This window comes from Dolichospermum circinale AWQC131C (assembly GCF_000426905.1).
GTDB lineage: Bacteria > Cyanobacteriota > Cyanobacteriia > Cyanobacteriales > Nostocaceae > Dolichospermum > Dolichospermum circinale.
On the sequence record NZ_KE384594.1, the window covers coordinates 70,485 to 83,443 of the forward strand.

A 12,959-nucleotide genomic window follows, 5' to 3' on the forward strand; every position below is an offset into this window, starting at 1 on the left:
TGAATGCTATGCTGACTCCTTAAATTACAGGTATGAAAACAGAAGGGCTTCTATTTCTTAATCATTGAATGTTTTACCCAGTTGATAATCACATTCTGTATATTGATAAATGCCTTGACCAGTTTTTAAAGTCCAGGATAACCTATTTTAGATGATTAGACTCATAAAAGCTGCCAAGATCGTTACAAAAATAATCAGCACTCTGTGGCAAATTCTCTAAATAGTGAAAAAATACTTAAACAGTTTTTTAAGAATCTAGCAGTTTGTAACTTGGAGAAATACAAAACCCCGATTTATTAAGGAATAGGTTTTGTTTCTTTAGGTAATTCTGCTCTAAAAAACTGAATGAATTTTAGTATTTATTCTGTTTCTTGACATCAAATCAACAATTTATTTTTCATCTATAAATGTTGAATTAATAAAAAGACTAACATAGTTTAGGAAAAATGAATAGTTCATTTTTGCTAATTTTTGGAGAAAAATATTTATTAATTTACCTCCTTTTACATACAAATTAATTACTTGAGTATAATTAAAAACCGCACTTTTGATAACATATTCTTGGTAATTACGGTTTTAACATCAATGTTTTCTTGATAATTCAAGAACTATATCTAAATTGTTTCATAAGTAACTAATCCATAAATATACAAGGGAAATATTTGAACATATCCGGGTTTTTTTGAGCAAACTATCATAATTAAGCTCTAATTTTTGATGAATTTATAAGATAACTCACCTTTTATAGACAATTGGTTATTTATAAACCAAAGATTAATTTTTGTCTTTGATCATGTCAATAATTGATAACAATACCAGATCAATAAGTTCTCGCATTAAATAGGAAAATTCTGCACATATTTAGTAAAGTTTGCTAAAATAAATACAAATTTTTATATTAATTTATGATTAATCAAAGATTTTGATGAAAACAAATAAATTTAGTTGACAATATCAAATTTATTTGGGATACTTGCAGGTAAGTTTATTCATTTCTCTAAGTTATGAGCATCATTAATGCTTAGGAATTGAAGATTTTTATTTCTGATCAGGACTATCGTATTTTAGGTTACTTAATTAAATGCCCATCCAAGATAAAATTGATAGCATAACGTGGCATTAATCATCAATTATTTGCAGTAAAATCTACCTTGATTCTAGGTTAATTTGGGTATTTATAACAGCGAGAAATGCTGACAACAATTCATACATAAATAATTAGACATATCGCCTCTATAAAGGCAACAGAGGATAAGTCTATAACCATTACGAGTATTTTCTGAAATAACACCATGGGAATAAAAATATGGCACTAAATAAACAAAACCAATTATTCAAATTGACTGCGCTAAAGTGGAAAATAATTTTGGCAACTTCTCTAACTTTAGCTACGGGGTTAGTATCTTTATACATTTTCTATCAATTGAAGATCAATTCTCAGATTCTATCTCCTGCGGTGACAACAACTAGTAAATCTCAACCTACTCCTATTAAAATTGCTGTAACTGCATTAGGAAGGTTACAACCAAAAGATAAAATTACTTATTTATCTGCCCCTAATTCTATCAATGGTGTCAGAGTAGAAAAACTGTTGATTAAGGAAGGGGATAATGTAAAAAAAGGACAAGTATTAGCTTATCTAGAAAACTATGCTCGTTCCCAAGCAGCCATACAACAAGCATTTGATAAATTGTTAATTGCTAGAGCTAAACTAGCACAGGTAAAAGCTGGAGCAAAAACTGGAGATATTAATGCTCAAAAAGCCACAATTACTCGGTTAAATTCCCAATTACAAGGAGATATTGCCGCGCAAGTAGCAACAATTAATCGCATTCGTGCTGAAGTTGAAAATGCTCAAAAAGAGAGTAATCGCTATCAGCAATTATTTAAAGATGGTGCTATTTCTGCTTCCATTGTTGATAGTAAAAATTTAACCCTAAAAACTACACAACAGCAGCTAAAAGAGGCTCAAGCTACTCTTAAAAGAACTGAAAATACACTTGAAGATCAACTCAAAGAAGCAAAATCTAAACTTAATAGCATTAAAGAAGTTAGGCCTGTAGATGTAGAATTAGCAGAAAGTGAAGTTAAAAGTGCAGAAACAGCAATTAAACAAGCGAAAGCCGATCATGATTTAACTTACATTTCTTCCACTATAGATGGGACAATTTTACGAACTAATGCTAGAAATGGAGAAATAATTTCTACTGCTGGCTTTGCAGAAATTGGTAATACATCACAAATGCAAGTCTTAGCAGAAGTCTATCAAACGGATATTCAAAATATTCGAGTTGGTCAAAAAGCTAAGATCACTAGCACTACATTTCCTGGTGCATTACAAGGAACTGTACGAGAAATTGGCTGGCAAGTTAATCAACAAGGTATCTTTAGTATTAATCCCAATTCTGACGCAGACCGGAGAGTAATTGAGGTCAAAATATCTATTGATAATCCCGCAGATAGTCAAAAGATATCTCGCTTAACTAACTTACAAGTTGACGTTGCTATCCAAATTTAGTTATTAATTAATGTTTATTTGTTATTATCCATAGATAACAAATATTAACTAATAACTAACAACTAATAACTAACAACTAATATGAATATCAAAATTCCTTTAGCGTGGCTACAGCTTGTCCAGCAGAAACTTCGCTTTGTGATAGCTGTAGCCGGAATTGGCTTTATTGTGCTGCTAATGTTTATCCAGCTAGGTTTTCAAGATGCACTATATTCTAGTGCAACAGCATTACATCAACGATTGAAGGGTGATTTGTTTTTAGTTAGTTCTCAATATAAATCTTTGACAGCAATTCAAAGTTTTTCTCGCACTCGATTATATCAAACACTAGGATTTGATGGTGTTGATTCTGTTAGTTCAATTTATTTGCAATTTGCGAAATTAAAAAATCCCGTTAGTGGTGAGAAATATTCAATTTATGTCATTGGTTTTGATCCTGGAAAATCCGTGCTAGATATTCCAGAAGTTGAGCAAAATTTAGATAAACTCAAAATTCCTGATGTCATGTTATTTGACAGAGATGCCCGTTCAGAATTTGGACCAATAGCAGAATTATTTAATCAAGGAAATATTCAACAACCAATTGAAATCTTTCCCTTTGATGCAATTAAGGGCTATCGGGTGCGAGTTGGGGGTTTATTCGGTTTAGGACCGTCCTTTGGTGTTGATGGTAATTTAATTGTTAGTGATTCAACTTTTTTAAGAATTAATCCTAATAGTCGTCCAGTGGAAAAAATAGATATGGGAGTGATTAAACTCAAATCCGGTGCTGATATAAAACGAGTTTTAGATAGTTTAAAGAACAAGCTCCCACAGGATGTAAAAATATTCACTCGTCAAGAATTTATTGATTTTGAGAAACAATATTGGTCTGTAAGAACTCCTATTGGTTTTATTCTTAACTTAATGCTGATCATGGCTTCTGTTGTTGGTGTGGTAATTGTTTACCAAATTTTGTATAGCAACATTGCCACTCAATTTATTGCCTATGCAACTCTAAAAGCTATTGGTTATGCTAATGGATATTTATTAAATGTTGTTTTTCAACAAGCATTAATCTTAGCATTGTTAGGTTATATTCCTGGCTTTATTGTTTCCATTGGTTTATATGATTTTGCCATGAAAGCAACTAAATTACCTATCATGATGACAAGTAATAATGCCTTACTTGTCTTAGTATCTACAGTCTTAATTTGTATCACCTCTGGAGCATTAGCTATTAATAAACTCCGTTCTGCTGATCCGGCTGATAGTTTTTAGGGATTTATTGTTCTGTAAATTCAGCAAATTTTACTCAATATTCTCTAAATTAGAACTAAACAAAGATAGAAATTTAATGTTATTAGCAACAGTAAAATTTTCCTGTCAGTGCAACAGTTCTTAATTGCAATTTCCTGTAATTAGAAAAATAGCTTTGTCACTTAGACCATGAGATTGTATTACTTTCTCAACCGTATCGTTAGCGTTACACTACTACAAAATACTTATCTATCTTTGAACATGAACTTGCAAAACAAAACTCTGCTGATTACCGGAATTGACGAATTTATTGGTTTACGTGCAGCCGAATTAGCCATAGCTCAAGGCATGAAAGTTAGAGCTATACAAAGTTCCCAAATTAAAGATCAAACAGCGCAAAATTTAGGTATTGAAGTTCTAGTTGGTAATATCACTGATCCTGGAATTTGCTCAAAAGCTTGTCAAGGAATAGATATAGTTTTACATACTGCTCAAATTGCCGAAGAAGCTGGAGACATTAAGCATTTTCGAGAAATAAATGTTAATGGTACTATTAATATCGCCAAGGCTGCTAAACAAGCAGGTGTAAAAACATTTGTCCATCTTTCTAGCACTTTAGTATATGGGTTTGATTACCCTGAGAAAGTTACAGAATTAGGTGTACTTTCCGGTGAAAATAATCCTTATTGTCAGACAAAAATTGAAGCTGAAATCGAAGTTTTAAAACTGAACAATGCCCCTGAATTTGGAGTAATTGTAATTCGGGCTGGTGATGTCTATGGACCTGGAAGTATTCCTTGGATTGTCCGGCCAATTCAGATGATGCGACAAAAATTATTTGCCTATGCTAATGATGGTAAAGGTGTGATGAATCATCTATATGTAGATAACTTAATTGATGCTATCTTTTTAGCCATAGAAAAATCAGCCTATGGGGAAATTTTTAACATTACTGACGGTCAAGAAACTTCCTGGAAAGATTATTTTATTCATCTCGCTTCACTGGAAGGTTTACCAGCGCCAATGTCTTTACCTAAGGAGGAAATGAAGTTATTTTTGCGTGTGCGTCTTCAGGGACAAAAACTATTTCGTAAAAAAGCTGATATTCTCCCGGAATCAGTTGATTTTATGAGTCGTCCTTATGCCTATTCTATTGCAAAAGCACAAAATATTTTGAATTATCAAGCTAAAGTTGATTTAGCAGAAGGAATGGGTCGTACTCGTGAATGGTTGCAAAAAACTGACATTCAAAAACTGATGAAATAGATAAAATTTACCCTTGAAAAATTTTCACAATTAGGAAGTTTTGACTAATGTTTAAAATTGTAAACCTGTTCATTGCCACTTTGCTAACTATTAGCTTCAACGAAATAGCTCAGGCTGAATCAACAACATCATTAACTGTAGTTGTTAATGGTATTCGTAATCAAACTGGGGAAATTTGCATGAGAGTTTATAACTCTGAAAAAGGATTTCCAAATAATGCTAAAAGTGAAGTTAAAAGTGGTTGTACTAAAATTACTGGAAATTCTATTAAACAGGTATTTTCTGGGTTAAAACCTGGTAATTATGCTGTGGCTGTAGTTGATGATCAAAATGGCGATCGCCAACTCAATAAAGACTTTTTTGGCATTCCTGAAGAGGGTTTTGGTATTTCTAGAAATCCCATTGTTTCTATCAGCACTGGCACACCTAAGTTCAGAAATGCCAGTTTTAAAGTTGATAAGAATACTACAATTAATATCTTTTTGAAGTATTCTCTTGATCCTTAATTTGGAATTTAATACGGTTTAGTTAAGTCTAAAATTCTATTCTTAACTGAACTGTATTGATTTATAATTTACAATCAGGAGTTAGGTATAGATGCTAACTCTTTTTCCTGACTTCTAAGTTATATCTGAGACTATAGAGATAATGCCAGATTTAATGATATTTCTATCTAAGTCTTTGTTGGGTTGGTTGCTAATTCAGAGTTGTTTAACGTTAATATTTTTATGGTATTTACGTTCATATAAACCACAGTCATTACCAGATGAAAAATTACCAAAAACGGCAGTAATTCTTTGTTTACGAGGTGCTGATCCATTTTTACATAATTGTTTGCGATCGCTCTTACAACAAAATTACCCACAATATGATCTAAAATTGATCATTGATAGTCAGGAAGATCCAGCTTTTAAAATTGCCAGTGAAACAATCAATCAACTGGGTGCAACTAATGTTCAAATTAATATATTAAGAGCAGTTAGTTATAATTGTAGTCTTAAATGTAGTTCTCTAATACAAGCTGTTTCTGACTTAGATAATGCTTATCCAGTTATCGCTTTTATTGATGCTGATACTGTAGTTCATCCTAATTGGTTACGAGAATTAGTTACTCCTCTTCTTGATGAAAAAGTTGGTCTAACAACAGGAAACCGTTGGTATGTTCCCACTGGTAATTATTGGGGTTCATTAGTTCGCTACTCCGGTAATGTTTCTACAGTTGTGCAAATGTTTCTCTTTCAAATTCCTTGGGGTGGAACTTTAGCTATCAAAACAGAAGTCTTAAACCGCATCAAACTTTTGGATAAGTGGGGAGAAGTTTTAACAGATGATATGCTTCTGCATAAACTTATCAAACAACAAAAGTTACAAATCAAATTTATTCCTTCTTTATTGATGCTCAATCAGGAAGAAAGTAGTTTAAGTAACTTACTAGAATCATTAAAAAGATTAATAATTAGTTCTAAACTTTATCACCCTGGTTGGTTAGCCATAATTAGTGAAGCATATTCTAGTATTCTCGTACCCAATCTAGTCATTATCATCATTTTCTATCTCTTGCTTCAGTCTCAATGGTACGCTGGATTTTTATTATTTTCCTCTTACATTTCCTATACCATTGGTTTAGTTTTACTCATGCTATTGATGGAAGTATCAATACATCATATCCTGCATAACCAAGGTAAAAAAATACCCAAATTATCGCCTTTAATTATCCTCAAAATGTTAATAGCTATCCCTTTCACACAGTGGATTTATGGTTTAATAATAATATCTTCTTTGTGGACATCAAGTATTACTTGGCGGGGAATTACTTATCGAATTCAAGGACGTGAAAATATTCGGTTAATTGAATACCGTCCTTACCAATGGTTAGATCAACCAATTGATCCAAAAGCCTCTCTCTAGAGAATGGGTAAAATTTTAGATTTTTTATTTTCCCTTCAATATCTAAAATCCCTCAATCCAATAATTATTGGAAAGCATCAGTAATATATTTATCAGGAAAAATTACCTCATGATCATGAACAAGAAACCCCTTCGTATCGCCTTATTTACAGGATTATACGCTCCATTTTTAACAGGAGTTTCTGTTGCTGTACACCAGCGAGTTCACTGGTTATTAAAACAAGGGCATGAAGTTTTTTTAATTCACCCAGAAATTAATGATCAATACCCTCCACAAGTTGGTAAACGTCCCATGTCAGGAATTGAAGAACTAGAAACATTTATTAATTTTTCTGCTTATTCATTTCCCACAGAACCACTGATTTTTTATAAATCTTTACCCCAACCATTAAGTCATCGTCATTGGAGTGATACAAAATTACTCACTCACTTCCAGCCTGACATTATTGTTGTCGAAGAAGCCCCACAAATGAGAGGTTTATATTCTGGTTTTTTACAAGGTTATGGCCGTTCTGTGGGAGTAGAATATGCCAGAAAAACAAACACACCTATTGTTTCAGTTTTCCACACAGATATCATTGCCTATATTCAATATTATTTCGGTAATACAGTCTTTAATTTAGTGCGTCCTTTTCTGCCAATTTTAGTTAAACAATTTAGTGAAACTTATGATTTAAGTTTATTTTCTTCCCGTGAACAACTGGCTAAATACCAAAAATTAAAAGCTCAACGTGCCGAATATCTTCCCTATCAAGGAATTGATTGCCAAAAATTTCATCCCCGCAATATTTGTTATGATCCAATTCCTGATGATCAACGTCCAACTATCTTATTTGTAGGGCGTATTACTCCAGAAAAAAATGTTAATCAACTTTTAGATATTTATCCTCTCATTGCTGCTAAAATTCCTGATGTTCATCTAGTAATTGTTGGTAGCGGTCCTTTGGATGCAGAAATTCGTCGTCGCGCTCAAAATTTCCCCCATGGTGTTACTATTTGGGGTGAATCTCATGGTAAGGAACTTTTAGGTTGGTTTGCAAAAGCAGATATATTTGTTAACCCTTCTATCACCGAAAATTTCTGCACTACAACTAACGAAGCTTTAGCTTCTGGAACGCCTGTAGTGGCTGTTGTCGCCCCTTCAACTGCTGAACAGGTTATTTCTGGGGTTAATGGTTTTCTAGCAGCACCCAATGACCCTAGAGATTTTGCCCAAAAAGTAATTATAATTCTCGAAAATCCTGACCTCAAAAATCAATTAACCGCACAAGCTCGTCCTTCCATTCTGGAATTTGATTGGTCAGCTTGTACCCAAAAGTTTGAAAATAAGCTTTATGAATTAGTGAATATCCGCCGAGAGGTAGATATCTAAATCAAACTCAAAAAAACGCCAATTTGGCTACTGAAATAGAAATAGCTCTGCTAGAGTATTTAAGTAGTTGACCTGTGGGCTTTTAGGTTCTTAGTTTGAGATATTGATAAAGCTATCTTGTGATCATTATCAAGATTTCCTACTCCAAATTGATCACCAGATAAGTATTATCCTCAATCGTGCCTAAAACTCTTTACACCTCAGAAGCACCAACTTCTGGGGTTTTTGTGATTTTTTTACAATACTATCGCCTTTCTGTCGGGGATTTTAGCATTGCTGGGGAAACTATTTTTACGCTTCGTTAGCAAATAAAGCGTAACTTAGTCTTCCCCAGGAAGCATAACAGCTTACATAATTCTGCTATAAACTGCCCTAAATCAGTGATGAAAGTGAATACCTATGAAAATATCATAGACAAATTCAAAAAAGTCCTTTTTCTGCAATAACCCGGAAGTTTGGGGACTGCCTTTTTCATCCAATAACGGCTTCATTAAATAATAAGCCGGTTGATAATTATACCAAGGAATCGAAGGCCACAGATGATGAATTAAATGGTAATTCTGCCCTAAAATCAGGATATTGAGAACTTTACCAGGATAAACCCGGGCATTTTTCCAGCGATTTCTTTCTACAAAGGGACGGTGGGGTAAATAATCAAAAAATAACCCCAAGGTTATTCCCACTAAAAAAGCCGGAATAAACCAAAAGTTAAGAATATAGCCCAAAAAATGATATTGGACAGAAATATAAACAATAGTAATGATGATTAAGCGACTAATAAACCATTCTAGTAGTTCATAATTACGCCATAATCGTCTTTGGAAGAAAAATACCTCATGGTACAAAAATCTCACCGCAATTAACCACAGGGGTCCACCTGTCGAAACATAATGATCTGGGTCATCATTAGGGTGGTTAACATTACCATGATGCTGCAAATGTACTCGTGTAAATACTGGAAAAGCAAAGGCGAGAATTAAGGCACTACAATGGCCTAAGATAGCATTAACAATTCGATTCCGATGGGCTGACTGGTGACAAGCATCATGAATGATTGTTCCTGAACAATGGAGTGCTAGTGTATTGATACTAAAACACAACCAATGAGGCCACTCCCACAACCAATACCCAAAATTAGATAGAACCAACATCATCACTACGACTAGAAACATCAGTAGCGTGGGGTTAAAATCACCAGGAGGTGATAAAAGTTCTTTGGGGGGAATTGTCAGTGGCTTTTGTGCCTCCGACGTGAGCATTATTAACTCCTTTAATTAATAATCAATCTTTACGGATCATACTATTAATCTTAGTTAAGAGTAAAGTTATGTAAAGCAAGATTGATTTACAGTTCTGTTAAAGGGTCAATAAATGAGGCTATGATTCTTGGCTAAACCAGTGCTTTGAGATAAAAAACTTTCTCAGAGGACTGTTGCCAATGTACGATATCAAATTTATACCATAATTACCGACCTAACGGACTGTAACATTGATTTAGCAGTTAATAAAAAAGATAGTTCATTTCATTCATACCAATTTGCAAAATGATGGTGATCAATGGAAAAATGAATTGCTGATACTGTCAGTTTTTCATCATCCAAAATCTTAGATCTCAAATGGTATCAGCAAAGATGACGATAAATTCCCCGGTAGACTCCAAAAATCTTCAACCCAGCCCATGACGCAATTAAGAGATTCTCAGCGCCGAACTAAAATTGTTGCTACTATTGGACCTGCTACCAGTAGCCCAGAAATGCTGAAAGCAATTATTGAAGCGGGTGCTACAACCCTTAGACTCAACTTCTCCCACGGAACTCATGCTGATCATCAGCGTAGTATTCGGTTAATTCGGCAAACTGCTTTTGAATTAAATAGACCAGTAGCAATTCTCCAAGATTTACAAGGTCCCAAAATCCGTTTGGGGCGGTTTGAAAATGGTTCTATAATCTTAGCCAAGGGCGATCGCTTCACCTTGACAAATCGCCCCATAGAAGGAACTCAAGAAATAAGTTGTGTCACTTACGATTACTTAGCAGAGGAAGTTCCCACAGGTGCAAAAATCCTCCTCGATGATGGTAAAGTCGAAATGGTGGTAGAGGACATCAACCGCGAAAAAGGTGATTTACACTGTCGTGTCACAGTTCCAGGTAAACTTTCTAACAACAAAGGTGTTAATTTTCCGGGAGTTTACTTATCTATTAAAGCCATGACCGACAAAGACCGGGAGGATCTCATGTTTGGTCTAGATCAAGGTGTTGATTGGGTAGCACTTTCCTTTGTCCGTAATCCCCAGGATATCATTGAAATTAAAGAACTAATTTCCAGCACCGGTAAAAGTGTCCCTGTAGTTGCTAAAATCGAAAAACACGAAGCCATTGAACAAATGGAAGCAGTTTTATCTTTGTGTGACGGTGTCATGGTCGCTAGAGGTGATTTAGGGGTAGAATTACCAGCAGAAGATGTACCCGTACTACAAAAACGGCTAATTGCTACGGCTAACCGCTTGGGTATTCCCATCATTACCGCTACCCAAATGCTAGATAGCATGGTCAGTAACCCCCGTCCTACCCGCGCAGAAGTATCCGATGTTGCCAACGCGATTTTAGACGGTACAGACGCTGTAATGCTTTCCAACGAAACCGCCGTCGGTAGTTTCCCTGTGGAAGCTGTAGCGACCATGGCCAGGATAGCAGAACGCATGGAACAGGAGTACGCACAAAACCCCAACTCCCGTCAGTCACGAGATAATAAACCCTCTATTCCCAATGCTATTAGTCAAGCAGTTGGTCAAATTGCAGAAAATTTGGGCGCAGCAGCGATTATGACTTTAACACAAACTGGAGCTACAGCCCGCAACGTTTCTAAATTCCGCCCGAAAACACCAATTTTAGCAATTACACCCCATGTTAACGTAGCGCGACAGTTACAGATGGTCTGGGGCGTAAGACCGCTTCTAGTGTTAGAATTACCTTCCACAGGTCAGACGTTCCAAGCAGCTATCAATGTAGCCCAGGAAAAAAACCTCTTAACGGAAGGTGATTTAGTAGTCATGACTGCTGGTACACTTCAGGGGGTTTCTGGGTCAACAGACTTGATTAAGGTGGAAGTGGTGACTGCTATACTCGGCCAGGGAGTTGGACTGGGACAAGGTTCAATTACTGGACGCGCTAAGGTAGTTCATAATGCTATGGATGCCAGTAATTTTAATTCCGGTGATATTCTAGTAGCATCCCGCACAGGTGTGGATTTTGTAGAAGCAATTCGCAAAGCTGGGGGGATTATTACTGAGGAAGATAGTCTCACTAGTCACGCCGCAGTTATCGGTTTACGCTTAGGTGTACCAGTAATTCTGGGTGTGAAGGAAGCAACACAGGTAATTAAAGACGGTGCGATTTTAACTTTAGATATACAGCGAGGTTTGATTTACTCCGGCGCTGTGGGAACTTAAACAATTAAAAATTCAAAAAAATAATTTTGGATTTTTAATTTTTGGGTTTTAAAAACATTTCACGCAGAGACGCAAAAGGCGCGAAAGGCGTTTTCTGCGTCTTGATTTTATGAGAAATAAAAATAAACTACGAAGGAGCGAAGCATACGAAGGAAGAAGAAGATTAAGAAGGTTATTTATTCTGCAAATATTTCCGCTAAGATATCCAAAACTGCTTTTTGTTCTTCTGTGGTAATTTGACCGAGAAGTTTGACTAATCGGATTTTATCTATTGTGCGAATTTGGTCTAGTACAATTTGTCCTTCTTTTCCTTGAAATTGACAGGTTACTCTGGTGGGGTATGGTTGCCCTTTTGTTGTCATTGGTGCAACTATTACGGTAGAAATATGATGGTTGATTTCGTTGGGTGAGATTATTAAACAAGGGCGTGTTTTTTTAATTTCACTGCCAATGGTAGGGTCAAGATTAACTAGGAAAACATCAAATCTATTAACTACCATTGCCATTCATTTTCATCCCATTCTGTTGTGTTGATGTCATCTAATAAAACATCATCGCGGTTTTTTGCCATTTCTATAAATGCTTGTTCCCAACCTTTTCTTACTTGTTCAACTGGGCGAATAATCAGATGATTTCCTTGAACTTCTATTTCTACTTCTAAGTTAATTCCACTTTGTTCTAATAGGGTTTTGGGGATGCGTAACCCTTGGGAGTTGCCGATTTTGACTATTCTGGTTTTGATAGCTGTACCCATTTTTGGTGTTTGGGGATAGAGTGGTGTTTACATTGTAATTACAAGGATGAAAATAGTCAAGTAGAGGAAGATATGTTTATTTAGTCCTATTAAGATGAGATATGTAAACAGGTTTTTCAGTATAATGAAGTAATGAATAACAAATATTGTTCTATATGAGTAAATTTGCGAGTTCGATTAATTTACAATTATCACCTGATTCTTTAAGTCAGGGTGAGTCGGCTATTCGTCAGGAATTATCTTTATAGCTACCTTAGCTTTATTGGGACTACTAGCATTAGCTTTTACAAACAATGATAGTCGTAAAACTTTTGAAAGTATGGCAACTCTTACTACAGGTGTGGCTGTAGGCTATTTCATACCTGGAAACAAATAAACTCCCTTGTTGGATAACTTACAGGGGTTTCCGCTCTTATGAGGTACATCTTAAGCCCCCTCCTCGCTTGCGGGGAGG

At 35.2% G+C, this 12,959-nt stretch carries 10 protein-coding genes; 7 read left to right on the forward strand and 3 right to left on the reverse strand.

The window, feature by feature from the left end:
• Window positions 1–1,306 precede the first annotated feature (1,306 nt).
• The 6 genes from ACIR131C_RS0104400 to ACIR131C_RS0104425 all read left to right on the forward strand — a co-directional run bounded on the left by ACIR131C_RS0104400 (window position 1,307) and on the right by ACIR131C_RS0104425 (window position 8,303).
• On the forward strand, window positions 1,307–2,518 hold the full coding sequence (locus ACIR131C_RS0104400) for an ABC exporter membrane fusion protein (RefSeq protein ID WP_028089218.1): 1,212 nt from the start codon (window positions 1,307–1,309) through the stop codon (window positions 2,516–2,518).
• An 81-nt stretch (window positions 2,519–2,599) separates the two neighbouring features.
• On the forward strand, window positions 2,600–3,778 hold the full coding sequence (gene devC / locus ACIR131C_RS0104405) for an ABC transporter permease DevC (RefSeq protein WP_028089219.1): 1,179 nt from the start codon (window positions 2,600–2,602) through the stop codon (window positions 3,776–3,778).
• Window positions 3,779–4,018: 240 nt separating this feature from the next.
• Window positions 4,019–5,023, forward strand: coding sequence for an NAD-dependent epimerase/dehydratase family protein (locus tag ACIR131C_RS0104410; RefSeq protein WP_028089220.1), 1,005 nt, complete (start codon window positions 4,019–4,021; stop codon window positions 5,021–5,023).
• A gap of 47 nt (window positions 5,024–5,070) precedes the next feature.
• Window positions 5,071–5,529: a DUF2141 domain-containing protein gene (locus tag ACIR131C_RS0104415; RefSeq protein WP_028089221.1), complete on the forward strand. Its 459-nt coding sequence runs from the start codon at window positions 5,071–5,073 to the stop codon at window positions 5,527–5,529.
• A 142-nt stretch (window positions 5,530–5,671) separates the two neighbouring features.
• Window positions 5,672–6,931: a glycosyltransferase family 2 protein gene (locus tag ACIR131C_RS0104420; RefSeq protein WP_028089222.1), complete on the forward strand. Its 1,260-nt coding sequence runs from the start codon at window positions 5,672–5,674 to the stop codon at window positions 6,929–6,931.
• 115 nt (window positions 6,932–7,046) lie between these two features.
• Window positions 7,047–8,303 (forward strand): glycosyltransferase, encoded by a 1,257-nt coding sequence (locus ACIR131C_RS0104425; protein ID WP_028089223.1) that lies wholly within the window; start codon window positions 7,047–7,049, stop codon window positions 8,301–8,303.
• Window positions 8,304–8,680: 377 nt separating this feature from the next.
• Here ACIR131C_RS0104425 and crtR read toward each other — a convergent pair whose 3' ends face one another.
• Window positions 8,681–9,562, reverse strand: a complete 882-nt coding sequence (crtR, locus tag ACIR131C_RS0104430; protein ID WP_028083201.1) for a beta-carotene hydroxylase — start codon at window positions 9,560–9,562, stop codon at window positions 8,681–8,683.
• A 419-nt stretch (window positions 9,563–9,981) separates the two neighbouring features.
• Here crtR and pyk point away from each other — a divergent pair, with 419 nt between their 5' ends.
• Window positions 9,982–11,751 (forward strand): pyruvate kinase, encoded by a 1,770-nt coding sequence (pyk, locus tag ACIR131C_RS0104435; RefSeq protein WP_028089224.1) that lies wholly within the window; start codon window positions 9,982–9,984, stop codon window positions 11,749–11,751.
• 176 nt (window positions 11,752–11,927) lie between these two features.
• Here the strand turns inward: pyk and ACIR131C_RS0104440 are convergent, their stop codons facing one another.
• Both ACIR131C_RS0104440 and ACIR131C_RS0104445 read right to left on the reverse strand, forming a co-directional pair.
• Window positions 11,928–12,257, reverse strand: coding sequence for a type II toxin-antitoxin system PemK/MazF family toxin (locus ACIR131C_RS0104440; protein WP_028089225.1), 330 nt, complete (start codon window positions 12,255–12,257; stop codon window positions 11,928–11,930).
• A complete protein-coding gene (locus tag ACIR131C_RS0104445) occupies window positions 12,245–12,505 on the reverse strand; it encodes an AbrB/MazE/SpoVT family DNA-binding domain-containing protein (RefSeq protein WP_028089226.1) in 261 nt (86 codons plus the stop codon). The genes ACIR131C_RS0104440 and ACIR131C_RS0104445 overlap by 13 nt, the downstream gene beginning before the upstream one ends.
• Between the last annotated feature and the right edge of the window lie 454 nt (window positions 12,506–12,959).